Origin of the sequence: Smaragdicoccus niigatensis DSM 44881 = NBRC 103563, from assembly GCF_000380645.1 — a bacterium.
Lineage (GTDB): Bacteria > Actinomycetota > Actinomycetes > Mycobacteriales > Mycobacteriaceae > Smaragdicoccus > Smaragdicoccus niigatensis.
Window position 1 is genome coordinate 164,319 of record NZ_AQXZ01000019.1, and the last position, 26,571, is coordinate 190,889.

The window sequence follows — 26,571 nt, forward strand, 5'->3', positions numbered from 1 at the left end:
GCCAGTCTTAGCGACTGGCAGAGATTGACTTGGGTCCGCGGCCCACCGCGACGACGCCGGATTGAACGATTTCGCGAATGCCAAACGGTTCGAGCATACGCAGGAGTGCCTCGAGCTTCGAATTGGTCCCCGTCGCTTCCACGATGAGGGAATCCGGAGCCACGTCGATGACCTTCGCGCGGAAGAGGTTGACGGCCTCGATGACCTGTCCACGATTGGACGAATCAGCCCGCACCTTGACCAGGACGAGTTCGCGGTTGACTGACGCTTCCTCTTCCTGCTCAACGATTTTCAGGACGTTGACCAGCTTGTTGAGCTGCTTGGTCACCTGTTCGAGTGGCAGGTCCTCGACAGTCACGACGATCGTCATGCGCGAGACCTCGGGGAGCTCGGTGCCACCGACGGCGAGCGACTCGATGTTGAACCCGCGCCGCGAGAACAACGCAGCGACGCGAGCCAGTACACCGGGCTTGTCCTCGACCAGAACGCTCAGCGTGTGACGCGTGACGGTCATTCTTCCTCTCCCTGCTGGGACCGCTCCATGGCCTCATGGATCACGGCGGGTTCCGAAATGTTCTCGTCGTCATCGAACAGCGGGCGGATGCCGCGCGCGAACATGATCTCGCTGTTCGACGTGCCGGCGGCGACCATCGGCCACACCTGGGCGTCCTTCCCGACGATGAAGTCGATGACGACCGGGCGGTCGTTGATGGCCTGCGCCTGGCGGATCGCCGGCTCAACGTCTTCTTCGCGCTCGACGCGGATACCGACGCAACCGAGGGCCTCGGCAAGCTTCACGAAGTCCGGAATCCGGATCTTGTGGTGGGTGCCGAGCTCGGTGTTCGAGTACCGCTGGTCGTAGAACAGCGTCTGCCACTGGCGAACCATGCCGAGGTTGCCGTTGTTGATGACCGCCACCTTGATCGGCACGCCTTCGAGCGCACACGTCGCGAGTTCCTGGTTGGTCATCTGGAAGCAGCCGTCACCGTCGATGGCCCAGACTTCCTTGTCGGGCATGCCCATCTTGGCGCCCATCGCGGCCGGCACCGAGTAGCCCATGGTCCCGAGGCCGCCCGAGTTGAGCCACGTGCGCGGCTTCTCGTAGGTGACGAACTGCGCCGCCCACATCTGGTGCTGACCAACGCCGGCAACGTAGATCGCGTCCGGACCGGCGAGCTGGCCGATCTTCTCGATGACGAACTCGGGTCCGAGCGTGCCGTCCGACTGGGCGTCATAGCCCAGCGGGTAGCGCTTGCGGATGCCGTCGAGGTAGGCCCACCACTTGGCGATCTCGATCTTGCTGCCGGTGGCGAAGTCCGCCCGCAGCGCCTCGATGAGCTCGTTGATGACTTCCTTGCAGTCGCCGACGATCGGCACGTCCGCGTGCCGGTTCTTGCCGATCTCCGCCGGATCGATGTCGGCGTGGATGACCTTGGCGTCCGGCGCGAACGAGTCGAGCTTGCCGGTCACGCGGTCGTCGAAGCGCGCGCCGAGGGTGATCAGCAGGTCCGACTTCTGGAGCGCGGCAACCGCACCGACGGTGCCGTGCATGCCCGGCATACCCATGTTGAGCGGGTGGGTGTCGGGGAACGAGCCCAGTGCCATCAGCGTGGTCACGACCGGGATGCCGGTCAGTTCGGCGAGCTGACGCAGCTGCTCTGCGGCATTGGCCTTGATAACGCCGCCACCGACATAGAACACCGGCTGCTTGGCGGCGAGGATCAGGCGGGCAGCTTCGCGCACCTGCTTGCCATGCGGCTTGGTGACCGGGCGGTAGCCCGGCAGACGCATCTCCGGCGGCCAGCTGAACGTGGTGTTCGTCTGCAGGATGCTCTTCGGGATGTCGACGAGAACCGGGCCCGGACGTCCAGACGAGGCGATGTAGAACGCCTCCGCCATGATGCGCGGGATGTCGATCGCGTCGGTGATGAGGAAGTTGTGCTTCGTGATCGGCATGGTGATGCCGCAGATGTCAGCTTCCTGGAACGCGTCGGTTCCGATCATCGCCATCGGGACCTGGCCGGTGATCGCGACGATCGGCACCGAGTCCATGTAGGCGTCCGCGATCGGGGTCACGAGGTTCGTCGCACCGGGACCCGAGGTCGCGATGCAGACGCCGACCTTGCCGGTCGCCTGGGCATAACCGGTCGCAGCGTGACCCGCGCCCTGCTCGTGGCGGACCAGGACGTGACGGACCTTCTTCGAGTCGAAGAGCGGGTCGTAGAACGGAAGGATCGCACCGCCCGGAATACCGAACGCCGTGTCGACACCGAGCTCCTCGAGGGCTCGAACGACCGACTGTGCACCGGTTACCGGTTCTGGCGCGCCTTGTGGACGTGCAGGACTGACCGGCGCGGCCGCCGCGGGCATCGGCCGGCGGGACGGATTCCCAGGCCGAGCTGTTGGTGCGCTCACTTTCGTGACTCCCCTTATGTCTTCCGGACAACAAAAAACCCTCGACAGCATCGCTGTGCGAGGGTGGCGCGTCGTTGCTTTGAGTTAAACAGCAGACTCAGGCGTCGACGCGCCGGTCTACTACGAGAATCTCAAATCGGATCACGGACGACAGATTATGCGTGCGCGTACCACTGAGTCAAATAACTTCAGCCAAACCCTGAAGACAGATCCCATTGTGTGAGACCCAAAGACGCTAATGCGAGGATGGAGTTGTGTCCGAATCGCATCAGTCCGTGCCACCGGAAGAATCTTCCCACACCAAGCTTCCGAACTCGTACACCATCCGGACGAACCGGCAGGTGCTGATCCCCCTGGGATTCATGTTCATCCTGACCAGCTTCGTGGCGCTCGGATGGCCGCTGGCGCTGGGGTGGCTCTACCTCATCCCCATCGGACTGACGTTCTGGGTTCTACGAGCCGGCACGACCGTCAACAAGTCCGGTCTCGTCGTGCACCGCATCTTCGGCGATCAGAAGATCAGCTGGTCGAACCTCAAGGGCATCCGCATGCCGAAGCATGGCTGGGCGCGGGCGGTTCTGCTCGATGAGACTGAGGTCGCGCTTCTCACCGTCAACGTCGACCGCCTGCGGGAACTCGCCGTGACATCGCACGGCCACATTCCGGACCCCGGCGAGCGTTAGCACTCAAGGCGAGCGCTAGACGAACGGATTGCCGCCGTGCAGCACGACCCAGGTCGCGGCGGCAATCGCAATGGCCGCGAGGAACGCCGCCAGTGACCCGGCGTGCGGACGGATCGCCCATCCCATTCGGCGATCGAGGGAGAGTCGACCCGGACCAGCCAAAATGATCGACGACGTCGCCCCGATGAGCAGAGTCTGATATTCGGGACCGCCCGGCGCACTGAACTGCAATCCAGGCGCGAGCGCCTGTCGCGTCAGCCAGGAATTGATCACGATGGCCAGGACGGCGCTGGCCGCGACCGGTGTCGCGACACCGAGTAGAACCATGAGTCCGCCGAGCGTCTCGCCGACCGCGAACAGCACGGCGGTGAGGTGCGGCTGCTTCCAGTTCGCACCGGCGACGGCGTCGGCCATCTCGCTGAAGCCGGGGCCGCCCCACCAACCGGTGATCTTGCGCAGTCCGTGGAAGAGCATGATGCCGCCGACCGACACCCGGAGAAGCAGCAGACCGAGGTCGCTGGTTCCGCGACGGTGGTGCTCCTCTTCGTGGCGTCCATGCCGAGCATTGACTGGAGCCGCCGGCTTCGGCACGACAGCCGGGCTGTTCGGGCGAATCTCCGTCGACCGGACGCGCGGCATGCTCGATGAGATCGGGTACGTCGTCATCGCCTCGTCGAGATCGACATCGAGGTCGTCGTCGGTGAGCGGGTACGAGATGTTCGATCCGTGAGCGGGCATAACGAAATCGGCGTCGGTCACGCCCGACTTCCGCTTGTCCGTCACCCCGCCAGCCTAAGACCCCCTACCACGCAGATACCTGAACCCGGCCCGGCGTGCCGTGCTCGTACCGAGTGGCAATAAGCACGTTGCGTACGATTGCGCTCATGTCGTTCCGTCTCGCTCGCATCGCAGCAGTGTCAGCGATGACGGCCATACTCCTCACCGGTTGCGCACGATTCGACGACTCCACCACCAGTCCGTTCGAGCCCCCGCCCACCCAGGCGCTCGGCGGCGAAGTCGGGCCCGGGACCCCCACGACGACCTCGAAGGCACCGCGGCCCACCGGTCCGTGCATCGATCCAGACGAAGCCGTCGTCGTGAGCTGCCTCGACACCACCGGCGGCATCGTCGTCCTGCCCGATGCGGGCAGCGCGCTCGTCACCGAACGACGCACGGGCCGAATCCTGCAGGTCACCGCGGATCGCAAGCCCGTCGAGGTCGCCAAGCTCAACGTCGACGCGACCGGCGACGGCGGGCTCACGGACATCGCCTTGTCCCCGCACTACGACGAAGACAAATTGATCTATGCCTACGTGACAACCGGCAGCGACAACCGAATCGTCCGCTTGGCACCCGGCGATGAACCGAAGCCGATCCTCGTCGGTATTCCGAAGGGCCCCGACGGCAACGCGGGAGCGATCGACTTCGCGCCCAACGGTGATCTCATCGTGCTGACCGGGGATTCCGGATCACCGGCCGCAGCGGCGGACCCGAACTCCCGCGCCGGAAAGGTTCTGCGGATCACCGACCCACAGACCACCGGCGCCTCCCCCTCCTCGATCCTCATGTCTGGCGTCGGCCGCGCCGGCGGACTGTGCCCCGACCCGCAGGGCAACATCTGGGTCACTGACCGCACGGAAACCGAGGACCGACTGTCGAAGGTCACCAGCGACGGGACGGTTCTCAATTCGGTGTGGACCTGGCCGGACAAGCCCGGTGTCGCCGGATGCGCTGCCGCAGCGGACGCCATCGTGGTTTCGCTGGAGTTCGCGAAGGCGCTCGCCGTCGTCCGCGTCGAGGCGAGCACCGGCACCGTATCCACCGCACCGTCGATCGCTCTTCAGCAGCGCTACGGCGCATTGCACGGCGCGGCGACAGGTCCGGACGGCCTGATCTGGATCACGACCGCCAACAAGACCAGCGGCACGCCGGGCCCGTTCGACGACCGCGTCATCCGGATCCCACCGCAGTCGCCGGCGGGCGGCGGGTCGGACTAGGGCCCGCCCCTCCGGCTAGCTGCAGGCTTCGAGGACCAGCTCGCGAACGCGAGCTGCGTCCGCCTGACCACGGCTCGCCTTCATGACGTCGCCGATGATCTTTCCGGCTGCCTGAACCTGCCCGGCGCGGATCTTGTCGGCGATCGCCGGGTTGGCGGCCAGCGCCTCGTCGACCATGGCCTTGAGCTTCGAGTCGTCGCGCTCGACCGCAAGTCCGCGCTTCTCGACGACCTCGTCGGGCTCGCCTTCTCCCGCGAGAACACCGTCCACGACCTGCTTGGCGACCTTGTTGTTGAGCTTTCCGTCGACGATGAGTGCGATGACCCGCGCGACCTGAGCCGGGGTGATCGGCAGCTCGTCAAGCGCGACCTCGCGCTCCTTCGACTTCTCGGTGAGGTAGGCGACCCACCACGAACGCGCCTGGTCAGCAGGTGCGCCCGCGTCGACAGTGGCGATGATGAGATCGAGGGCGCCGGTGTTCAGGAGGTCGCGCATGACCTCGTTCGACAGGCCCCACTCCGCCTGGATGCGACCGCGCACGAGCCACGGGTACTCCGGAATCGTTCCGCGCAGGCTGTCGACCCAGGCCTCGTCCGGCGCGATGGGCTGCAGGTCCGGCTCCGGGAAGTAGCGGTAGTCTTCCGCGGTCTCCTTGCGGCGACCCGGCGACGTGCTGCCGTCTGCCTCCTGGTAGTGCCGCGTCTCCTGGATGATCTCGCCGCCGTCGGTGAGCACCGCGGCCTGGCGACGCATTTCGAACCGAACCGCCGCTTCGACGCTGCGCAGGGAGTTCACGTTCTTGGTCTCGGTGCGCGTTCCGAAGACGGTGGCGCCGACCGGCATGAGAGAGACGTTCGCATCGCAGCGCAGCGAACCCTGCTCCATCTTCACGTCAGAGACCCCGAGCGACTTGAGCAGGTCACGCAGCGCGGTCACGTACGCGCGGGCAACCTCGGGTGCACGGTCGCCGGAACCGGTAATCGGCTTGGTGACGATCTCGACGAGCGGGACGCCGGCCCGGTTGTAGTCGAGCAGCGAGTGGCTCGCACCGTGGATTCGACCGGTGGCACCGCCGACGTGCAGCGACTTTCCGGTGTCTTCCTCCATGTGCGCGCGCTCGATTTCTACGCGGAAGATCGAACCGTCATCGAGCGGGACGTCGAGGTAGCCATTGGTCGCGATCGGCTCGTCGTACTGGCTGATCTGGTAGCCCTTGGGGATGTCCGGGTAGAAATAGTTCTTCCGCGCGAACCGGCCCCACGGCGTGATCGAGCAGTTCAGGGCCAGACCGATCCGGACGGCAGCCTCGACGGCCTTCCCGTTGACCACCGGTAGCGAACCGGGAAGTCCTAGGCACACCGGGCACACGTGGGTGTTCGGCTCGGAGCCGAACACGTTGGCGCAGCTGCAGAACATCTTCGTCGCGGTACCGAGTTCGACGTGCACTTCCATGCCGAGTACGGGCTCGAAGCGAGCGATGACGTCGTCGAATTCCAGAAGCTCTACGGTCACCAGTGAATCTTAGGTGAGCAGCGCGACCTTCCCGGATTCGAGGTGGTAGTCAGCGGCGACGATCGTGAGTTTGCCGTCGGCGACCGCTTTCTTAATGATCGACGACCGGTTGGGTAGATCAGCCGCGATCCCCTTGGAGTTCGCGTCGATGCACCGGTACAGCAGATCGTCGCCGCCCTTTTCCACGAGCGGCCGGATGTTGGTGCCGATCTGCTCGATGAGAAATGCGATGTCGCCTAGACCCTCGTTCGTGCTGTTGTCCTGGATCGACTTGATGGTCGAGTCGACCGCTCCACACTTTCCGTGTCCCAGAACCATGAGCAGCGGGCATTTGATGACGGCAACGCCGTACTCGAGGCTGCCGATGACCGCACGATCGAGAACCTGACCGCCGGACCGAATCACCATGAGATCGCCCAGACCTTGGTCGAAAACCAACTCCGGCGGCACCCGGGAGTCGATACAGCTGAGCAGGAGGGCAAACGGCGTCTGCCCTTCCGCCAACTCGGCGCGGCGAAGCGGAGTGTCCTCGGGGCACGTCGCCTTGTTCGTCACGAACCGCGAGTTGCCGTCCTTCAGGCGCTGGAGTGCTTCGGCGCCGTTCGTGACGGGCGGTAGTGACGCTGTCGCACTCGACGTCGTGGAACCGCTGGAACTGTCTTTGTTGGAACTGCACGCCGCAAGCAGAGTGCCGGCGGCTGCGACGGAGCTGAACTTCAGGAAATTGCTGCGTGAGAGCAAGGTTGACTCGGCCATGATCCGCTACTTCCTCGCGATGGCGACGCTGTCAAAACTGAGCGTATCGCCGCACTCAGACCAGGCATACCACTCGGTATGTTTTCTTAGGAATTCCTTCTGATTCAGGATTGAACGACATCGTTTCGGACCGCCGCCGAAAACCCGAAGCCGATCGCAGCGAGAACCGCACACGCCAGGAAAGCTGCTGTGAGACTGGCTTGTTCGGTGATCAACCCGGCGACGATCGGGCCACCGCCAAGTCCGAGATCGATGAAGATGCTCGCCGTACCCGACGCCGCTCCCCGATCCTCCGGCGGCACGCGCGAGAAAGCAGCGGCGAAGAACGCCGGCGTGGTCAGTGATGTGCCGACCGCGAGCAGGACCGCGCCGGAAATGAGAGCCAGGGCAGACATCGTGGAAGCGGCGACGACGAGCCCGGCGGCAACAAACAGCAACCCGATGGCACCGATGCGCATGGGGTTCGCGTGGTCGGCAAGCTTCGCCAAAGCGACCCGGCACAGCACGACCACGCCGCCGTAGACGAACAGCACCAGGCTTGGATTCTCCATCGGGATATCGCGCGCCCGAATCACCGCAAATGCGAGAAACGCACCCGCACCGAAGATTCCGCAGAACAACGCGACGGACGGCCCGAACGCGGGGCGGTTGATGACGTGCTTCCATGACAGATCAAGTCGGCCGGTGGCAGTGCTCGTTTCTGGAAACACGTACGTCGCAACCACGGCGATGAGCCCGAATACGGCCGCTCCGAGCCAGGCGCCGGCGAAGCCGGACCGGCTGACGAGAACTTGTCCGAGAACCGGCCCGATCGCGAGACCGAGGTAGAGCGACAGCGAGTTGTAGCTCAAGGCCTCAGCGAGGCGGTGCGCCGGTGCGAGGTCAGCCAGCGCCGCGAATCCAGCGACGAAGAAAGCGGCCTCTGCGACTCCGGTGATGATCCGGAGCAGGATCACCGGCCAGAAACTGTCGACGAACATCAGGCCGCCCGTCGCGAGAGCGGCTAGAAGTGTTCCGCCGATCATCATCGGGCGCCGACCGATCGCATCCGCGAGCGCACCCGCCAGCGGACGAAGGAACAAAGCCGTCACGCTGAAGGCGCCGACCGCGAACCCGGCTGCGGCGCGGCCACCGCCGATCGGACCTACGACGAACAACGGCAGGGTGTAGATGCCGATTCCGAAGCACAGGAAGTACGCCAAGTCGGCGATCATCAGCTTGATGAACCCCGCCGTGAACAGCGGCTCCTGCATGCCTCGATTGTGGACGCTAGGTCGCGCTACCCGCGACCTAGCGTCCACAATCAGCTGAGCGTCGGCAGCGGCATCGCCCCGCGCGCGGCTTCGTATGCCGCGGCAACGCGATACAGACGGTCGTCGGCCATGACCGGCGCCATGATCTGGAGTCCGACCGGGAGATTGTCTTCCGCGGCCAGACCCGACGGCACCGAGATTGCACACGTACCAGCGAGGTTCGTCGGGATGGTGCACAGGTCGGCCATGTACATCGCGAGCGGGTCGTCGACCTTCTCGCCGATCTTCCACGCGGTGAACGGACTCGTCGGCGAGATGAGAACGTCGACCTGCTCGTAGGCCCGCGCAAAGTCGTCGGCGATGAGTCGCCGAACCTTGAGCGCCTGGCCATAGAACTCGTCGAAGTAGCCGGCGGACAGCGCGTAGGTACCGATCATGATGCGGCGCTTGACCTCTGGGCCGAAACCGGCCTCGCGGGTCAGCGCGGTGACCTGGTCCGAGCTGTTCGAACCGTCGTCGCCGACGCGCAGTCCGTACCGGAGTGCGTCGAAGCGAGCGAGGTTCGACGACACCTCACTCGGCAGGATCAGGTAGTAGGCCGCGATGCCGTAGACAAAACTTGGGCACGACACCTCGACAACTTCAGCACCGAGGTCCTTGAGGACCGCAACCGCGGCATCAAAGGACGCCAGCACGCCGTCCTGGTACGCGCCGGACTTGAGCTCCTTCACGACACCGACGCGAACGCCCTTCAGATCACCCTGTGCGCCAGCACGTGCGGCGGCGACGAGGTCTGGGATCGCGACGTTCATCGAGGTCGAATCGAGCGGGTCATGACCAGCGATGACCTCATGCAGCAGCGCCGTGTCGAGGACCGTGCGACCGCAGGGGCCACCCTGGTCCAGCGACGACGCGCAGGCGACGAGACCGTAGCGCGAGACCGTGCCGTACGTCGGCTTTGTGCCGACGGTCGCGGTGACGGCGGCCGGCTGACGGATCGATCCACCGGTGTCGGTACCGATGGCAAGCGGCGCTTGGAACGACGCGAGTGCGGCCGCCGAGCCACCGCCCGAGCCGCCGGGGATTCGGGTGACATCCCACGGGTTCCGGGTCGGTCCGTAGGCGGAGTTCTCGGTCGAACTGCCCATAGCGAACTCGTCCATGTTGGTCTTGCCGAGGATCGGGATGCCCGCCGCGCGCAGCTTGGCGGTCAGCGTGGCGTCGTAGGGCGCGGTCCAGCCTTCGAGGATCTTCGAACCGCAGGTCGTCGGCATGTCGGTGGCGGTGAAGACGTCCTTCAGCGCCAGCGGGACACCCGCAAGCGGGGACGCCGGAGCCTCACCACGAGCGAGGCTGTCGTCGACGGCGCGTGCGGCCTTGAGCGCCGACTCCCCCGCGACGTGCAGGAATGCACCGAAGTTCGCGTCGACCGCGGCGATGCGGTCCAGATGAGCCTGGACGACCTCCGCCGAGGACACCTGCTTCGAATGGATGAGCCCGGCGAGGTCCGCGGCGGACTGCGTGGTCAAGTCGCTCATTCGGCCTCTCCCAGAATCTGCGGGACCTTGAAACGACCGTCTTCGGCCGCCGGCGCACCGGCAAGTGCCTGCTCCTGCGTCAAACCGGTGACGACCGAGTCCGGACGGGTGACGTTGGTCGCCGGGTTCGGGTTCGTCATCGGGCGCACGTCAGCACCCGCGACCTCGGTCACCTGCTGGACGTAGTTGAGGATCCCCTCGAGCTGTCCGGCGAAGTGGTCGAGTTCGGCATCGGTCAGCGCCAAACGGGAAAGCCTGGCGAGATGAGCCACCTCATCACGCGATATCGCGGGCACGCGAGCCCCTTTCGGGTGGTTAAACCTCTGTGAAAGCGCACGGCCAAAGTCTCGTCCGCGCTCCAACAGTGTAAGGATGGGTCCGACAGACTGTTCATCCGTACCCAGACGTTGCGAAAGGCAGGCACGTGTCGTACTTGCTGCGAGTCCAATTGCCGGACCGCCCAGGAAGCCTCGGCGCTCTTGCCCTCGCACTCGGAAAGGTCGGCGCCGACATCCTGTCTCTCGACGTTGTCGAGCGGGGTGACGGCTACGCGGTCGACGACATCGTCGTCGATTTGAGCCTCGGCTCGCTGCCGGACTCGATCATCACGGCCGCGGAAACGCTCCCGGGCGTTCACGTCGACTCGATCCGCCCGTACGCCGGACTTCTCGACGCACACCGGGAACTCGAACTCATCGACCGTGTCGCGACCGCCACGCACGACCGGCTACAGGTGCTCGTCGACATCACCCCACGTGTGCTGCGCGTCGGGTGGTGCACCGTCATCGACACGGGAGCTGACGGCGTCTACCGCGTCGTCGGCAGCCCGGGTGCGCCGCTCACGCAGGCGACGGAAGTGCCGTGGATGCCGCTCACCAAGCCCGCTGTCCTCGACGGCGACGCGGACTGGGTGCCGAAGATCTGGCAGGACATGAACACCAAACTCGCCGCGGCGCCGCTCGGTCACACCGGAAAGGTGCTGGTCCTGGGCCGTCCCGGCGGTCCGGCCTTCCGGCCGTCAGAGGTTGCTCGTCTCGGCTATCTTGCCGGGATCATCGGGACCGTGCTGGGCTAACGCATCTCGCGCGGAGATCTTGAACGCGTTGAGAATCGAGTCGACGTGCTGTCCGACGACGCGCGGACTCAAATTCAACTGGTCGGCGATCTCGCGGTCCGACCACCCCTGCTGAAGCAGCCGTAAGACTTTGCGCTGCAACTTCGTCAACGATGACCGACTGCCGCCATCGATGACGTCCGCGACCGCCATCATCTTCGACTGCAGCAACGTGCGATAAGCCAGCGCGCTCACCGCGTCCGCGAGACCAGCGAAGAGCCCACCGAACTCGGGTTCGATCTCTACCCGCATCGTCGTCGCGGAACCGTAGGGCGTCACGGCGATCGTGCAGGTTGCGGTGAACTGGAAGGTACCCACCGTCGACCGGATGCTCGACACTATCGGTCGCTCGGCTGCGATCGCCTCGACCGTGAAGCTGACGGGAGCCATCAGCAGATGACCGTGGATTTCGATGAGGGCGCCAGTCTCGAACGAGTCGCCCTTGACCTGAATCGCCTTCTCGATGCCGGGCGCGAACACCGGCCAGTTATCGGCGTTGCCGATGAAGTCCCATACGGCTTCCGGAGGCGCCGCGACGAGAACCGTCGTCTCGGATACCGACATGATTCTCACCTCCAACGCCACTGCGGTGCTGCCGAAAAATGTAGACCCTCGACGCGCGAGGTTCGTGCAGCACACGTGCTTGCTGTGGATCGGCGACGGCACTGGTGCTCAACCAACACGATCATAAAGCCGGCGCGAACCTCGCGGTCACCTCGTTGAAGGCTCAACTAACCGCGGCCGGACCCTCCGCCAAAAGCTTGCGGAAACCGTCCTCGTCCAGGATCGGAACTCCCAGCTCTTCGGCCTTGTCGGCCTTCGAACCGGGCGCGTCTCCGATGACCACGAACGCTGTCTTCTTCGACACCGAACTTGCGGCTTTGCCGCCGCGGGTGATGATCGCTTCCTTCGCCTGGTCGCGGGAGAAGCCGGCAAGCGATCCGGTGACGACGATCGACAAGCCCTCGAGATTGCGCTCGATCGTCTCGTCGCGCTCGTCACGCGTTCGTACGCCCGCGGCCATCCACTTGTCGACGATGTCCCGGTGCCAGTCAACGGTGAACCACTCGGCCACCGCCGCGGCGATCGTTCCGCCGACACCCTCCACCGCGCCGAGCTGCTCGGCCGAGGCATTGCGAATGACCTCGAGATCACCGAATTCCGTCGCCAACGCGCGCGCGGCAGTCGGCCCGACGTGCCGGATCGACAGAGCCACGAGCACGCGCCACAGCGGCCGGTCCTTCGCGGCCTCGAGGTTGTCCAGGAGACGCCTGCCGTTCGCGGACAGACCGCCCTCTTTCTTGACGAAGAGCGTCGTCTTGAGGAGGTCTTCCTCGGTGAGCGAGAACAGGTCGCCCTCGTCGTTCAGAACCCCGGACTTCAGCAGGTCGACGGCGGCCTCGTAGCCGAGAACCTCGATGTCGAACGCTCCGCGGCCCGAAAGATGGAACAGCCGCTCCCGCATCTGCGCTGGACAGCTGCGCTGATTGGGGCACCGGATGTCGGCATCGCCCTCTTTCTCGGGGGCCAGTTCGGAACCGCATTCCGGGCAGTTCGTCGGCATGACGAACTCGCGTTCGTCGCCGGTGCGGGCGTCGGCGACCGGGCCCAACACTTCCGGGATCACGTCTCCCGCCTTGCGCAGAACAACGGTGTCGCCGATGAGAACGCCCTTGCGCTTGACTTCGGACGCATTGTGCAGCGTCGCGTACGACACCGTCGATCCGGCCACGAGCACGGGCTCCATGTACGCGAACGGGGTCACGCGGCCGGTGCGCCCGACATTCACCTTGATGTCGAGGAGCTTGGTGGTGACTTCCTCCGGCGGGTATTTGAACGCGATCGCCCAACGGGGCGCCCGTGAGGTCGAGCCGAGGCGACGCTGCAGAGCGACCTCGTCGACCTTGACGACGAGGCCGTCGAGTTCGTGCTCGATCGAGTGCCGGTGTTCGCCCCAGTACTGCATTCGCTCGAGGACGGCGTCGACGCCCTGAACCCGCTTGGTGTACGGAGATACGGGCAGACCCCACGCCGCGAGCGCTTCGTAGGCGTCGTACTGCGAGGTCGGGGTGAAGCCGATACTCCGACCGAGGCCGTGGCAGAACATGCGCAGATTCCGGCGCGCGGTGACCGACGGATCCTTCTGCCGCAGCGAACCCGCCGCGGTGTTGCGTGGATTCGCATACGGCGCTTTGCCTTCTGCGACGATCGCCGCGTTGAGCGCCTCGAAGTCGCTGACCCGAAAGAACACTTCGCCACGCACTTCGAGCAACTCCGGAACCGGATAGGCGTCAGTCCCGGTCAGAACTTCGGGGATGTCGGTGATGGTGCGCGCGTTGAGGGTGACGTCTTCGCCGGTGCGGCCATCTCCTCGCGTGGCGGCCCGGACCAGGCGACCGTTCTCGTAGACCAGGTTGAGAGCCAGCCCGTCGATCTTCACCTCGCACAGATAGTGCAGTTCAGAACCCACTTCCGACTCGACTCGCCGGGCCCACGCGCGCAGTTCGTCGTCACTGAACGCGTTGTCGAGACTGAGCATGCGTTCGAGGTGGTCGACCGCGGTGAAGTCACTCGCGAATCCGCCACCGACGATCTGTGTAGGCGAATCGGGCGTGCGCAAGTCCGGATGCGCTTCCTCGATGGCCTTCAGCTCGTTGAACAGCGCGTCGAACTCGCCGTCGGAGATGATCGGCGCGTCTTTGACGTAGTACCGGAACTGGTGGTCGCGAACCTGTTCGGCGAGTTCCTGCCAGCGCTGACGGACCTCGGGCGACGCACCCTGCGGCTGTCCGGATTCAGTGTCGGTCACGGTTTTGAACCTTAGTCCAGGGGGCTGACAAGCCGGTTGGATGTGTCTGGCGATTTCTGGCCGTAGCGAGCGGCGGCCAGGTGTGCGGAATGCAAGGCGGACGAGGAGGACATAGCGGAGCTATATCCGACGAGGACAACGCCGCAGACGTGCTTCTGGCCGTCGCGCAGTAGGCCACGAAATTGCCAGACACGTCCTACGCTCAAGGGTATGAGCGATGAGGGAGTACCCGTACCCGATGCCATCCTCGAGCTGGCCGAAGCGCTGTTCGACCTGGCCCGCGAGGGCAAGATCGACCTCCTCGACCACATCCGCGCGGGTGTGCCGGTGAACCTGCTCGACGTCAACGGAAACAGTTTCCTGATGCTCGCGGCTTACCACGCGCACACCGATCTGGTGGCCGGTCTCCTGGAGCTCGGGGCGAACCCCAACCTCGCCAACGACCGCGGGCAGACGCCGCTGGCGGGAGCGGTCTTCAAGCGCGCGCGAGCGGTCGTCGACGGCCTGCTCGCGGCGGGCGCCAACCCCGACTTGGGCGAACCGAGCGCGCGTGAAGCCGCCTCGATGTTCGGATTCGAACTCGGCGGCAAGTAACACCCGCTGTCCTGCGTGTTGACCATTGCCAGCGGTCTTTGCGGGCGAGAAGAGTGGACTGTGAACGTTCCACCTTGTCAGCGCGAGGAGTCACAGCGATGGCAATTCTCAAGTCCCCCACTACCCGCCGAATGGTCGCCGCTTGTCTGTGCGGTGCTGGCCTGACCCTCATGGCGCCGGCCGTTGCATCCACAGCCCCAACGTGTACGACGAAGGGCACCTTGGTCTGGTGCACCGGAACCTTCGGCTTCTCGAGCAGCAACAGCGTTTCGGGAACCGTCGGCGGGTTCAGCTACAACTTTGGATACCGGGGCTTCAACACGACGCCGCCGCCGTAGACGACTGCTAAACCTCGTCGGCCTCGGAAAACGACTTCGCGACATCCGTGCACACCGCCAGTGCGCGGCGCGCCCACTCGCCCGATGAGCCGCCGAGGCCGCACGACGGCGTCACAACGACGCGGTCGGCAAGCATCGACTTCGGGAACCCGAGTCGGTCGAACAGCCTGGTCGCGGGCTCGGCTGCACTCTTGAAGTTGAATCCCGGTTCCGGCGCGGTCGGAACCAGCCCGAGCCACAGGTTCTTGCCGGCGTCGAGGATCTCACCGAGGTGGTCGAGGTCGGCCGTCTTCAACTTCGCGACATCGATTGCCACGGCGGCCGCGCTCGACTTCCGGAAGAGTCCGAGCGGCGCACGGTCGGCACAGCAATGAATCGTGGTCGGCAGCCCAATGCCCTCGATGACGCTCTCGAGAACCTTCAACGCCTCCCGCTCCGGAACCGCCCGAACGATGTTCAACGCGGATGCCGCACTCAGAGTCCCGGCGAGAACCGCGGGCAGCTCCGGCTCGTCGATCTGCACGATGACCTTGGTGTTCAGTCGCTTCGCGACCTCCGCCGCGTGCTCGCGCAACCCATCGGCGAGTGAAGACGCAATGTCCCGCACGGCACCCGGATCGGTCATCGCGCGGTGCCCGTTCGCCAGCTCGACCGACGCCGCGAGCGTCCAGGGGCCCGCCGCCTGCACTTTCACGACCGGGGCCAGGCAACGTGAGGTCTCCCACGCTTCCTCGAGCGCGTCGAGATCTTCGCGCAGCCGATCGCGCGCGACCTTGGCGACCGCACCCGGACGCATGGCCAGCCGATACGACCGCGTCGAGATGTCGAAATGAAGATCGGTGAGGATCGCGCTCGCACGACCGATCATGTCCGCGCCGAGACCGCGCGCTGGAAGCTCGACGACGTGCGGGATCGACAATTCGCCCACCACGATCGACGCAGCCTCACGCGGGTCACGGCCGGGCCAAGACCCGATTCCGGTGGTCAGAGTCACCGATGAGTTCCCGAAATCGTGCCGCTGCCGATGACCCGGTCCCCCGCAGAGTCCGGAACATAGAGAACCGCAGCCTGGCCCTTGGCCACGCCGGTCAGCGGCTCACGAAGGGAAATGCGCATTCCGGTACCGACTGACTCGGCGACGGCCGGAGCCGTGCCACCGTGGGCGCGGACCTGCACGACGCACTCGACCGGCGAATCGGGCGCCGAACCCGACGTCCAGATCGCGCGGCTCGCCTCGATCGTCGTGACCGCGAGCTGCTCGACCGATCCGACCGTGACGGTGCCCGACTCGGCGTCGATCCCGGTCACGTAGCGCGGACGTCCGTCCGCACCCGGCCCGGCAATCCCCAAGCCCTTGCGCTGCCCGACCGTGAACTCGTGAACACCCTTGTGCTGCGCGAGAACCGCGCCCGATTCCGCGTCGACGACGTTTCCACTCCGCACGCCGATCCGGGCGCCCAGGAATGCCTGGGTGTCACCGGACGGGATGAAGCAGATGTCGTGGCTGTCCGGCTTGTTCGCCACGGCGAGGCCGCGAGCTGCGGCTTCGGCGCGGATTTCCGGCTTCGGGGTGTCGCCGACCGGGAACATCGCGCGCTGTAGCTGCGCCGCGTTGAGCACCGCGAGAACGTACGACTGATCCTTGTCGGCGTCGACCGCCCGGCGCAGAACGCCATCGGACAACCGCGCGTAGTGACCAGTGACGACCGCGTCGAAGCCGAGTGCGTGTGCACGTTCGGCGAGCGCAGAGAACTTGATCTTCTCGTTGCAGCGCAGGCACGGATTCGGCGTCTCGCCCGCGGCGTAGGCGGCCACGAAGTCATCGATGACGTCTTCCTTGAAGCGGTCCGCGAAGTCCCAGACGTAGAACGGAATGCCGAGGACATCCGCCGCGCGCTGGGCATCGCCGGCATCCTCGCGGGAGCAGCAGCCCCGCGATCCGGTCCGGAGGGCGCCCGGCGCCGTCGACAACGCCAAGTGCACGCCGACGACGTCATGACCAGCGTCGACCGCCCGCGCGGCCGCCACCGCCGAGTCGACCCCACCGCTCATTGCAGCCAAAACCCGCATCTAACGCATACTCCCAACACTCATGAGGCCCGCGGCCTTCGCCCGCTCGACGACGGCCGGCAAGGCCGCGACGAGCACATCAACGTCTTCTTTCGTGGACGTGTGCCCCAGCGAGAATCGAAGCGATCCTCGAGCCGCGGCCCGTCCCATTCCCATCGCCATGAGCACATGACTCGGCGTGGCGACACCCGACGTGCACGCCGATCCCGTGGAGCACTCGATGCCCGCGGCGTCGAGCAGCATGAGCATCGATTCGCCTTCGCATCCGGGGAAGGTGAAGTGCGCGTTTCCCGGCAGTCTCTCACCGTCAGGTCCGTTGAGGATCGCGTCGGGAACCGCGCTCCGGACCTCGGTGATCAAGTAGTCGCGCAGCGTCGCCAACTCTGCCGAACGGGTGCCAAGGTCGGCGGTCATCTCCCGAAGGGCTGCCGCCATTGCAGCGATCGAGGCCGTGTCGAGCGTTCCACCGCGAAGGTCGCGCTCATGGCCGCCGCCATGCACGAGCGGCACGGCAGCAACGTCACGGCCGAGGAGTAAGGCACCGGTGCCGCGCGGTCCGCCGAACTTGTGCGCCGAGAAGCTCAGCGCCGCCAAACCGGACGACGCGAAGTCGACTGGCACCGCACCCACAGCCTGCACCGCGTCGCTGTGCAGCGGAACGCGATATTCGGCCGCCACGGCAGCCAGCTCGGTGATCGGCATGAGGGTGCCGACCTCGTTGTTCGCCCACATGACCGTGGCCAGTGCGACCTCGTCGCCGAACTCTTCGAGTGCCGCGCGGAAGTCTGTGACCGACACCGCCCCGGTGCCGTCGACCGGCAGCCAGGTGACGGCGGCACCCTCGCGCTTCTCGAGCCACTCCACGGCATCGAGGACCGCGTGGTGTTCCACCGCACTCGTGATGATCCGGGTACCGCGCGAGTCGACTTCGCGTCGAGCCCAGAAGATGCCCTTGACCGCGAGATTGTCGCTCTCCGTGCCACCGGAGGTGAACAGGATCTCCGACGGTCGCGCGCCGACGCACTCCGCGATGGACTCGCGGGACTCTTCTATCGTGCGCCGGGCCGCGCGACCCGAAGCATGCAGGGACGACGGGTTTCCGACCTGAAGGAAGATCGAATTCATCGCCTCGATTGCCGCGGGCACCATCGCAGTGGTGGCGGCGTGATCGAGGTAGACCGTCATAGCCCTACCAGAGTACTGCCAACTTACGCCGGGACCATTTTCGTGGTGTTCCTCGAGCCCTCGAGGACCCCGTGGGCGGCGAAGTCGAACTCGGCCGTGCCCTGCACTCGTAGTGCACATCGCGTCGCGAGCTCGCGGCGGTCGGGACCGGGCTTCTCGAGCGGCAGGAGCGTCACCCGCGCCCGGATTCCGTCCGCTGCGATCAACCGCTGGACCGAGGTCGCGATGGTGTCATCTCCGACAAACCCGGGGGTCGTGCAGGTGGTTCCGTCCGGATTGAAGTACTCGATCCGAATGGGCTGAACCGGTGCACCGGATTCGACCGCGGCCTGGAAGATCGCGGGCCGGAAGGTACCGCTTCCTCGGCCGCACCAGGTCGTTCCCTCCGGGAACATCGTGACGGTCTTGCCGTACTCGAGGCGGGTTCGCACTTCGTCGATCACCGCACGAAGCCCGGTGAGGCTCTCCCGACGGATCGGGATGAGCTTCATCCACTTCGCGACCTGCTTGAGCGGCTGGGCGTCGGTGATGTCCGCCTTGCCGACGAACGTGCTGGGCTCGACCGCCGAGACGGCGAGACCATCGATCCAGCTGATGTGCGAGGCGACGACTAGCTTGCCGCGCTGGGCGGACTCCCCGGCCCGACGGCGATCGACGACCTCGATCTCAACCCCGAGATTGCGAAGCATCGACCGCGAGTAGGCCTGAACGATTGCCGGCTGCCACGCCTGCGGTGCCAGCGTGTGAACCGGACCGAAGGTGGAGATGATGCCCAGCAGTCGTGCCGTCCGGGCCACCACCTCGGCTCGCCCGACGGTCACCGGGGGTGCGTCGATGCAGCCGTCCACGCACGGGCTCAGCGGCATCCAGGCGTGGTGCTCGGAACCCATGGCTATCTCGCTTCCAGAGAGGAGATCGCCCGCGAGAGGCGGTCGAGGTAGCGGACGTTGACCTGGTCCATCTGGAGCGTCGTGACGAAGTCGGCGACTCCGAAGTCCGGGTCGTGCGAAGGCTCACCGCAGACCTGCGCGTTGAGTCGCAGGTAGCCCTGCATGAGCGGCGGAAGCGCCGGCCGAACCGGTGCCGGCAGGTCGTCGAGCTTGCGTCCGTCGACGATCACCGGGTTGTACGGCCGCACGCGCTTGGCGGGGTCGTTCGCGTGCTTGCCCAGGACGAAATCGCGGACGCCGCGGACGTTGACGCCCGGCTGGTCTTCCGGGGTGGCCTGCATCGGCACCGACACGCAGCCCATGATGGTCTGGTAGCCGGTGAGCTGCATGTACTGCAGGATTCCGGCCCACATCATCGTCAGTACCGTGCCGTTGCGGTGCTCGGTCCGGACACACGCGCGACCCATTTCGACAACACGGTTGCCGTGCGGGTCGAGTGCGTCGATGTCGAACTCGGTGGCGGTGTAATAGCCGGTGGTGATCGCCGCGTCCGGCGGGAGCATGCGGTAGCAGCCCACGAAGGAATCAGTCAGGTCGTCGCGCACCAGCAAGTGGTCGCAGTATTCGTCGAAGCGGTCGGCGTCGAGGCCGTCCGGGTTCGAGGGAATCGCAAAGCCTGGTTCGGCAGCGAATACGTCGAAACGCAGTCGCTGAGCTGCCAGACGGTGGGCCCTGTCGGAGGACACCACCAGTGAGTATCGAGGCCGCGTCTCGGCGCTCGGGCTGCTTGCACCCTGCAAGCTGTCGCTCTTCTTGAGGACCGTCAAACTAGACATGATTCATGTTTAGGTGGGCCGAACGGCGACACCGCGACGAACCAATGACGAGTCATTCAAGCCTGAGTGAACAGATCAAAATCACACAAACCGCTGGTCGGAGTGTGTTCACCTACAGTCAAGCTGCAGTTCAGGCGCGCACACTACCGGTTCGCCGCCGCTGCATTGCGTTGCCGATGCGGACTCCCGCTCGCATGGCCCACGGATGCTTCCTCGCCAGTCTGAGCAACGCGCGATCACCGAAGCCAAGTGCCGGCGATTCGTCGGGAACGACCGGCGGCGCGGCTCCCGTGCCGGCTAGTGCGTACAGTCGCCACTTGCCCGGCACACCCTTGAGCTGCTGCTCACCGCGGTCGGTGAAAACGAGGCCCGACCCGACGACCAGGTCGCGCACGGGGCGCGAAACCAGCACCTCACGAGCCCCGGCGGCCGACCCGACCCGCGCACCGACGTGCACGGTCATCCCGGTCAGTTCGGGTCCGGCCTGCTGGACCTCGCCCATGTGCACCCCCGCGCGCGCCTCGATCCCGAGTTCACGCGCGCCCTCACAGATGAGCAACGCGCAGCTCACGGCCGCGGCGGGACCGTCGAAGATACTGAACGTCCCGTCGCCGGTGACGTTCACCAGACGCCCGCCAGCCTGCTCGACTTCTCGTCGAACGTGGCGCTCGTGCGCGGCGCGCAACTCCGAATAGGCGCGATCCCCCATCTTCGCCAACGCCGCAGTGGAACCGACCAAGTCGGTGAACAGCAACGCGGCGAGGAATCGATCGGCGTCGCCGGACCGGTGGGCACCGGTCGCGACCTCTTCGACGTGATCGACGATCGGCAGCCACGCTTCCCCCAACGAGGCACCCGGCGGTGTCGGGGGAAGCAGATGGAAGCTCCCGTTCGGGATCAGCTCGGCCACGTATTCCGCGGCTCCACGGGCCAGTGCGGCCGCCGGCGGAAGGAGGGCGCGGGCCGGACACTGGATCGACGGGAGCGCCTGCGAATAGTCGAGGCGCATGAGCCATTCGAAGTGGGCCTTTGCGGTTGCCGGTGTCGCGGAACAACGCTCGAGCATGCCCATCATCCGGCGGTTGTAGGGCGAGTCGACGTCCGGATCCCACATTGCCGCAGACTGCCCCGAGCCCCAGCGCGTGTACGCATCACGCCAGCCCTCGACGAACTTGTCGCGATCGGCGGGGTCCCACCCATGCGGGACGGGGTTGGACAGCACGCTCTCCGCGAACGGCTGGACGAGGATGAGGCCGGTCACCCGGAGTGGTGACCGCGCCGCCACGAGCGAAATCGGACCACACGTGCTCGCGACCCCCACGAGGGTTGCCCGCTCCATCCCGACCGCGTCCATCACCGCGACGACGTCGTCGGCCTGCTGCTCCAGGGTGGGGATGTAGTCGATGGGATCGGACAAACCCAACCCGCGCCGCTGGAAGAACACGCCCCGTCCGAAGCTCGCCACGCGCTCGAACAGATAGTGGATCTGCGGATCGGTCCACATCAGGTCCAGGTGGAGATTGGCCTCCAGAACGAACACCATGTCGGTGGGTCCGGCCCCGACCACTTGGTAGGCGAGCGCACGTCCGTCGCGCTCGACATACTGGGTGTTCGACGGGTCCACTCGCCCAGCGTAGGACGGTGACCTGCATTTATTTTGGCCTTCCGCTACTCCACGTAGTCAGTGCCGTTCCAGTGCAGCAGCTTCGACGTGATCGTGCCGTGGGCGCAGTCAGGCTTGCAGTCATTGTTGAACTGCTTGATGACGTACTGACCGTTGTCCCCGGGTCCGTCGAGTTCCGCGTAGTAGATGAGCCGCTTCCCGGTGTAGTTGCCGCGATCGGCGCCCAGCGGCTCGAATCCGGTCGGCGTCGGCACCAGCACCATGACCCCGTTGTAGCGACCCGGGTTGTAGTTGACGAAGAAGTTGCCACTCGCATCGGTCACGGGATCGGCGAATCGGAGCCGGTCGTCGAAGCCGGCCACCTCGAATGCCTGGACCACCTTGTTCGACCGATCAACAGCGATGACACACCCCTGCAGCTTCGAGTTCGACCCCAGTGGCTTGGTCAACGCGAACAACCGCAGCGTGCCCAGATACGGGTGCTTGATGTCGACCTTCTCGTTGACGAGAGTCGGGCAGTTGGGCACCTCGGGCGGGAAGTCGGCGAACGGCCGCGGACCACATCGACACAGCACGATCTTCGTGATCGTGCCGTCGAGCCGGCCCACGGTGGTGGGCTTGAAGTCGACCTCGTAGCCAGTGCCCGCTTCCTTGTCGACCTCCACGACCGCGGTCGACCGCGACGCAGCGGTCGTCAGATCGACATCAGCGAACAGTTGGCTCAGTCGTTTGACGTCGTCACCCACGCCGAGCCCCTCGACAGTCTTGACGGTCGACGGCGGCGCAATGCGCACCAGAGTCCCGTTGTTGAAGGTCAGCGTGCAGCCTCGCCACTCCACCTCGTCCACACCGGTCTTGGAGACCTTGGGGAGTGCAGTTCCGATCGCCTGAGCCGCAGACTTCGCCTGGTCGATCGACATACCCAGGAGCAGGCCGTCGATTCCCGCGTGGGACAACCTCGACGCCGTTGCAGACACCGGGACCGCACCGCGTGGAACCCCATCGGTGACCGTGGCGCAGCCCCCGAGCGCCACCAGGCACCCGACGATCACCGCCACCCGTAGCAAGGTCATGTCGGCAACGTACCGGACCTTTCGGCCAGGGCCCGTCGGGGGTTGGGTCGTGTCTGACAGCTACCCGACGTGCTCTCCAAACCAGTCGAGTACCCGCTTCCAGGCGTCATTTGCGGCAACGACGTTGTAGCGCTGGCCGGTGTCGTTGAAGAAGGCGTGATTGGCGTCCGGCTCGGTGACTATCTCGTGGACCAGGCCCGCCTGCGTCAGGGCCTCGTCCATCGCATCTCGCGTGGCATTGACCCGATTGTCGAGAGCGCCGTAGAACGCGATCACGGCCGCGTTCTTCGATCCGGAGAAGTCTGGATTTTCCGGTCCTGGCCCGTAGAAGGGCGCAGCCGCCGAAAGCCTCGGCTCCCCCGCGGCGAGGGTCTGCCACGTCAGACCGCCGCCGAAACAGAACCCGATCATCGCGAGCTTCTTGCCGTCCGCACGTACCTCGAGTTCGCCGATGGCAGCTTGGATGTCGGCGACCAGGTCGGCGGCCGGCGTGCCCGTGAGCGCCGCGGTCGCCTGCGCGGGATCGCTGAAATGAGCTGTGCCGCCATTGCGCGAAAGCAGGTCAAGCGCCATCGCCGAGTAGCCGGCGCCCGCGAAGCGGCCGGCCACGTTCTTGTGATGGTCGGTCAGCCCTTTGTTCTCGTGGATCACGAGGACGGCTCCACGAGGCGACTCCGCGGCCGCCCAGGCCGCGTGCAAGCCCCCATCCGGGCCAGCGAACGAGATCGCCTGGGTGGCGACGGCGTGCGCTGCCCCGGGCGGGCCCGCCGTGATCGTCGCGGGCGGCGTCGAGGACTGAACGAGCGGCGCTTCCTTGACCTGGTCACCGCACGCCGCGAGGAGCGCAGACGCCGCCCCGACACTGAGCCCGAGCAAACCCAGCCGACGCAGCGCCTCGCGGCGGGACATCAGTCCGTCCGCATGATCGGTCGCGATCTCCTCGGCGACGTATCGCTGTAGAGGCGTCATGACGTATCTCCGATCGGCGAGAGCTCTGGGTTCATTCTGCTGGATCACCTGCCCAGAGGAATCGCCAAAGGGGCAGTCCCCCAAACACAAAACGCCCGCCTTCAGTGAAGGCGGGCGTTTCGATGGGGTCTTAGCCCTTGTGCTTCTTGACCGCTTCGGTCAGCTGCGGAGCAACCTCGAAGAGGTCGCCGACGACGCCGTAGTCAGCGATCTCGAAGATCGGAGCCTCGGGGTCCTTGTTGACCGCAACGATGGTCTTCGAGGTCTGCATACCAGCGCGGTGCTGGATGGCGCCCGAGATACCGAGAGCGATGTAGAGCTGCGGCGAGACGGTCTTACCGGTCTGGCCGATCTGGAACTGAGCCGGGTAGTAGCCCGAGTCGACAGCGGCACGCGAAGCACCGACAGCACCACCGAGAGCGTCGGCGAGAGCCTCGACGGTCGCGAACTTCTCGGCCGAACCGACACCACGACCACCGGCGATGACGACGCTGGCCTCGGTGAGCTCCGGACGGTTACCGCCGGCGGCCGGGGTACGACCGGTGATCTTGACGCCACCCTCGACGGCCGGAACCTCGACAGCGACCTTCTCGCCTGCGCCGGCAACCGGCTCAGCCTCGATGGCACCCGGGCGGACCGAGATGACCACGGCGCCACCGTTGGACTTCGCCTCGGTGGTGAAAGCGCCACCGAAGATCGAGTGCACAGCCGAACCGTCCGCGTTGACCGCGATGACATCCTGCAGCAGTCCGGCGCTCAGGCGCGGAGCCAGACGAGCGGCGACTTCCTTGCCCTCGACGGTCGCCGCGGTGATGACCGCGGTGGCACCGGTCTGGCCGACGAGCGCCTCGAGAACGGCGACCTTAGGGGTGACGAGGTAGTTCACCACATCATCGCCCTCGGCGACGTAGATCTTCTCGGCGCCGGCAGCGGCCAGGGCGTCCGCGAGTGCATCGGCGGTGCCGGCGGCACCGGTGACGACAGCTGCGGGGGTACCGATTGCACGAGCAGCGGTCAGCAGTTCCGTGCTGACCTTCTTCAGAGCACCGTCAGCGTGCTCGACGAGCACGAGTACTTCTGCCATTTCATTTACTCCTGAAAGCTGTGAAGAAGAAGGAATTAGATGATCTTGTTCGAGACCAGGTACTGAGCGATCTGGTTGCCGCCCTCACCCTCGTCCGTCACACGCTGGCCGGCCTCACGCGGCGGCTTCGGGGTCGCGCTGGTGACCGCCGAGGCAGACGCAGCACCGCCGACGACGCTCGCATCGATGCCGAGATCAGCGAGAGTCAGCTTCTGGATCTCCTTCTTCTTCGCCGCCATGATGTTCTTGAACGACGGGAAGCGCGGGGTGTTGATGGCCTCGCCGACGCTCACGACAGCCGGAGCAGCCGACTCGAGGGTGAAGACACCCTCTTCGGTTTCACGCTCAGCCGTGATCGTGCCGCCGGAAATCTCGAGCTTGCGCACGTGGGTCAGCGCAGGCAGACCGAGGTAGTCGGCAACGATGGCCGGAACGGCACCGATCGCACCGTCGCCCGAGGTGTTACCCGCGATGACGAGCTCAGCACCTTCGACGGTGCCGATTGCGGTGGCGAGGATGTACGCGGTCTGAACAGCGTCCGAGCCGGCGATGGCCGGGTCCGAGACGTGGATGGCCTTGTCCGCACCCATCGACAGCGCCTTGCGGACGGCGTCGTTGGCCTTGTCCGGGCCAACGGCCAGAACCGTCACCTCTCCGCCCTGTGCTTCCTTGATCTGCAGCGCTTCTTCAACGGCGCGCTCGTTGATCTCATCGAGAGGACCGCCTTCGGAACGGTCGAGCGTGAAGTCGCTGTTGAGCTTCTTCTCGGACTCGTAGTCCGGAACCTGCTTGATCAGTACGACGATGTTCGGCATCGGTCTGCGTCGACCTCCTCGGTAAACGTTATGCAGAGCAGCTTTTCAATGTTGCTGGTACGGCAGAAACCGTACAAGCGTCCGCCTAGCGTGACACTAGCGGAATAGTAGGTTACTTCGCAGTAACAGGTTCAAGACCTTCGCCTGTGAGACCTGACACAGAAACATCCTTGCGCAAGGCGATTCTTACCTGGCCGGAATGCCGATTTTGACGGCTCATAAAATGGTGTCGGTGAGCGACTCCCAGCCCGACCAGTCCGCGGTCTCCCAGCTACCCCTCACGGGCGAGCGTACGGTGCCCGGAATTCCCGAGGAAAACTACTGGTTCCGGCGGCACGAAATCGCCTATGAGCAGCTCCTGGACCGCTGCGCCGGGCAGCGAGTTCTCGAAGCCGGCGCGGGAGAAGGCTACGGCGCCAACATGATTGCGTCCGTGGCGGCCTCCGTGACAGGCATCGACTACGACACCAGCGCGGTCGAGCACATCCGGGCGCGCTACCCCGCCGTTCAGATGCTCCAGGCCAACCTCGCAGACCTGCCACTGGCCGACGGTTCCATCGACATCGTCGTCAATTTCCAGGTCATCGAACACCTGTGGGATCAAGCCCAGTTTCTGCGCGAATGCCACCGGGTTCTGACGGTCGGTGGAGCGCTGTTGATCAGCACGCCGAACCGCATCACGTTCTCGCCGGGGCGTGACACACCCCTCAATCCGTTTCATACGCGCGAGCTGAACGCGGCGGAACTCGACGAACTTCTCGTCGAAGCCGGGTTCCGTGTGGAGGCCATGCTCGGCGTTCACCACGGCGCGCGCCTGCGTGAACTCGACGCCAAGCACGGTGGCTCGATCATCGATGCGCAGATCGAACGCGCACTCGCCGGCGAGCCCTGGCCCGCCGACCTCACGGCCGACGTCGCCGCCATTGCGACCGCAGATTTCGACCTCCATGCCGACGACATCGACGCTTCCCTCGACTTGGTGGCCATTGCGGTGAAGGAGTGACCAAGCCCGTGCC

General features: G+C 65.5%; 26 protein-coding genes. 6 read left to right on the forward strand and 20 right to left on the reverse strand.

Features of this window, described 5'->3' with window-relative positions; translation table 11 throughout:
• Positions 1-7: 7 nt before the first annotated feature.
• The gene (gene ilvN, locus F600_RS0121935) at positions 8-514 is read right to left on the reverse strand and encodes an acetolactate synthase small subunit (protein WP_018162806.1); all 507 of its coding nucleotides are present in this window, start codon (positions 512-514) and stop codon (positions 8-10) included.
• The gene (locus F600_RS0121940; protein ID WP_026306830.1) at positions 511-2,415 is read right to left on the reverse strand and encodes an acetolactate synthase large subunit; all 1,905 of its coding nucleotides are present in this window, start codon (positions 2,413-2,415) and stop codon (positions 511-513) included. The genes ilvN and F600_RS0121940 overlap by 4 nt, the downstream gene beginning before the upstream one ends.
• Before the next feature lie 254 nt (positions 2,416-2,669).
• Between F600_RS0121940 and F600_RS29350 the strand changes: the two genes are divergently transcribed.
• A complete protein-coding gene (locus F600_RS29350; RefSeq protein WP_018162808.1) occupies positions 2,670-3,098 on the forward strand; it encodes a PH domain-containing protein in 429 nt (142 codons plus the stop codon).
• A 15-nt stretch (positions 3,099-3,113) separates the two neighbouring features.
• Here the strand turns inward: F600_RS29350 and F600_RS29355 are convergent, their stop codons facing one another.
• Positions 3,114-3,881 (reverse strand): DoxX family protein, encoded by a 768-nt coding sequence (locus tag F600_RS29355; protein WP_018162809.1) that lies wholly within the window; start codon positions 3,879-3,881, stop codon positions 3,114-3,116.
• 101 nt (positions 3,882-3,982) lie between these two features.
• Here F600_RS29355 and F600_RS0121955 point away from each other — a divergent pair, with 101 nt between their 5' ends.
• Positions 3,983-5,095, forward strand: coding sequence for a PQQ-dependent sugar dehydrogenase (locus F600_RS0121955; RefSeq protein WP_018162810.1), 1,113 nt, complete (start codon positions 3,983-3,985; stop codon positions 5,093-5,095).
• A 15-nt stretch (positions 5,096-5,110) separates the two neighbouring features.
• On the opposite strand, the gene gatB is transcribed toward F600_RS0121955, so the two are convergent.
• The 5 genes from gatB to gatC all read right to left on the reverse strand — a co-directional run bounded on the left by gatB (position 5,111) and on the right by gatC (position 10,450).
• Entirely contained in the window at positions 5,111-6,607 is a 1,497-nt protein-coding gene (gene gatB, locus F600_RS0121960) for an Asp-tRNA(Asn)/Glu-tRNA(Gln) amidotransferase subunit GatB (RefSeq protein WP_018162811.1), read from the reverse strand.
• Between the two features lie 9 nt (positions 6,608-6,616).
• On the reverse strand, positions 6,617-7,363 hold the full coding sequence (locus F600_RS29360) for a carbonic anhydrase (protein ID WP_018162812.1): 747 nt from the start codon (positions 7,361-7,363) through the stop codon (positions 6,617-6,619).
• 104 nt (positions 7,364-7,467) lie between these two features.
• Positions 7,468-8,616: an MFS transporter gene (locus F600_RS0121970; RefSeq protein WP_018162813.1), complete on the reverse strand. Its 1,149-nt coding sequence runs from the start codon at positions 8,614-8,616 to the stop codon at positions 7,468-7,470.
• A 50-nt stretch (positions 8,617-8,666) separates the two neighbouring features.
• A complete protein-coding gene (gatA, locus tag F600_RS0121975; RefSeq protein WP_018162814.1) occupies positions 8,667-10,154 on the reverse strand; it encodes an Asp-tRNA(Asn)/Glu-tRNA(Gln) amidotransferase subunit GatA in 1,488 nt (495 codons plus the stop codon).
• The gene (gene gatC, locus F600_RS0121980; RefSeq protein ID WP_026306831.1) at positions 10,151-10,450 is read right to left on the reverse strand and encodes an Asp-tRNA(Asn)/Glu-tRNA(Gln) amidotransferase subunit GatC; all 300 of its coding nucleotides are present in this window, start codon (positions 10,448-10,450) and stop codon (positions 10,151-10,153) included. The genes gatA and gatC overlap by 4 nt, the downstream gene beginning before the upstream one ends.
• Positions 10,451-10,578: 128 nt before the next feature.
• Between gatC and F600_RS0121985 the strand changes: the two genes are divergently transcribed.
• Positions 10,579-11,229, forward strand: coding sequence for an ACT domain-containing protein (locus F600_RS0121985; RefSeq protein ID WP_018162816.1), 651 nt, complete (start codon positions 10,579-10,581; stop codon positions 11,227-11,229).
• Here F600_RS0121985 and F600_RS0121990 read toward each other — a convergent pair.
• Complete coding sequence (locus F600_RS0121990; protein WP_018162817.1) at positions 11,173-11,832, reverse strand: SRPBCC family protein; 660 nt, start codon at positions 11,830-11,832, stop codon at positions 11,173-11,175. The genes F600_RS0121985 and F600_RS0121990 overlap by 57 nt on opposite strands.
• 163 nt (positions 11,833-11,995) lie before the next feature.
• Positions 11,996-14,077: an NAD-dependent DNA ligase LigA gene (gene ligA, locus F600_RS0121995; protein WP_018162818.1), complete on the reverse strand. Its 2,082-nt coding sequence runs from the start codon at positions 14,075-14,077 to the stop codon at positions 11,996-11,998.
• Positions 14,078-14,287: 210 nt separating this feature from the next.
• Here ligA and F600_RS0122000 point away from each other — a divergent pair, with 210 nt between their 5' ends.
• Both F600_RS0122000 and F600_RS31750 read left to right on the forward strand, forming a co-directional pair.
• Positions 14,288-14,671 (forward strand): ankyrin repeat domain-containing protein, encoded by a 384-nt coding sequence (locus F600_RS0122000; protein WP_018162819.1) that lies wholly within the window; start codon positions 14,288-14,290, stop codon positions 14,669-14,671.
• Positions 14,672-14,769: 98 nt separating this feature from the next.
• Positions 14,770-15,009 carry a hypothetical protein gene (locus F600_RS31750; RefSeq protein WP_156024765.1) on the forward strand — a complete coding sequence of 80 codons (240 nt, stop codon included), beginning with the start codon at positions 14,770-14,772 and terminating at the stop codon, positions 15,007-15,009.
• Positions 15,010-15,016: 7 nt separating this feature from the next.
• Here the strand turns inward: F600_RS31750 and F600_RS0122010 are convergent, their stop codons facing one another.
• From F600_RS0122010 to F600_RS0122055, 10 genes are all read right to left on the reverse strand, one after another.
• Positions 15,017-16,003, reverse strand: coding sequence for a methionine synthase (locus F600_RS0122010; protein WP_018162821.1), 987 nt, complete (start codon positions 16,001-16,003; stop codon positions 15,017-15,019).
• Positions 16,000-17,079: a tRNA 2-thiouridine(34) synthase MnmA gene (gene mnmA, locus F600_RS0122015; RefSeq protein WP_040632279.1), complete on the reverse strand. Its 1,080-nt coding sequence runs from the start codon at positions 17,077-17,079 to the stop codon at positions 16,000-16,002. The genes F600_RS0122010 and mnmA overlap by 4 nt, the downstream gene beginning before the upstream one ends.
• Positions 17,080-18,264, reverse strand: a complete 1,185-nt coding sequence (locus tag F600_RS0122020) for a cysteine desulfurase family protein (RefSeq protein WP_018162823.1) — start codon at positions 18,262-18,264, stop codon at positions 17,080-17,082. It lies immediately after the preceding gene.
• Between the two features lie 23 nt (positions 18,265-18,287).
• The gene (locus tag F600_RS29365; protein WP_018162824.1) at positions 18,288-19,154 is read right to left on the reverse strand and encodes a lysophospholipid acyltransferase family protein; all 867 of its coding nucleotides are present in this window, start codon (positions 19,152-19,154) and stop codon (positions 18,288-18,290) included.
• A gap of 2 nt (positions 19,155-19,156) precedes the next feature.
• Complete coding sequence (locus F600_RS0122030) at positions 19,157-19,990, reverse strand: GNAT family N-acetyltransferase (RefSeq protein ID WP_026306833.1); 834 nt, start codon at positions 19,988-19,990, stop codon at positions 19,157-19,159.
• A gap of 130 nt (positions 19,991-20,120) precedes the next feature.
• Positions 20,121-21,614, reverse strand: a complete 1,494-nt coding sequence (locus F600_RS0122035; protein ID WP_018162826.1) for an adenylate/guanylate cyclase domain-containing protein — start codon at positions 21,612-21,614, stop codon at positions 20,121-20,123.
• A 44-nt stretch (positions 21,615-21,658) separates the two neighbouring features.
• Positions 21,659-22,687: a hypothetical protein gene (locus F600_RS0122040; protein WP_156024766.1), complete on the reverse strand. Its 1,029-nt coding sequence runs from the start codon at positions 22,685-22,687 to the stop codon at positions 21,659-21,661.
• Between the two features lie 60 nt (positions 22,688-22,747).
• Positions 22,748-23,656 carry a dienelactone hydrolase family protein gene (locus tag F600_RS0122045; RefSeq protein WP_018162828.1) on the reverse strand — a complete coding sequence of 303 codons (909 nt, stop codon included), beginning with the start codon at positions 23,654-23,656 and terminating at the stop codon, positions 22,748-22,750.
• Between the two features lie 130 nt (positions 23,657-23,786).
• On the reverse strand, positions 23,787-24,740 hold the full coding sequence (locus F600_RS0122050) for an electron transfer flavoprotein subunit alpha/FixB family protein (protein WP_018162829.1): 954 nt from the start codon (positions 24,738-24,740) through the stop codon (positions 23,787-23,789).
• 35 nt (positions 24,741-24,775) lie between these two features.
• Positions 24,776-25,555 carry an electron transfer flavoprotein subunit beta/FixA family protein gene (locus F600_RS0122055; RefSeq protein WP_018162830.1) on the reverse strand — a complete coding sequence of 260 codons (780 nt, stop codon included), beginning with the start codon at positions 25,553-25,555 and terminating at the stop codon, positions 24,776-24,778.
• Between the two features lie 223 nt (positions 25,556-25,778).
• Here F600_RS0122055 and F600_RS0122060 point away from each other — a divergent pair, with 223 nt between their 5' ends.
• Complete coding sequence (locus F600_RS0122060) at positions 25,779-26,558, forward strand: class I SAM-dependent methyltransferase (RefSeq protein ID WP_018162831.1); 780 nt, start codon at positions 25,779-25,781, stop codon at positions 26,556-26,558.
• The last annotated feature ends 13 nt before the right edge of the window (positions 26,559-26,571 follow it).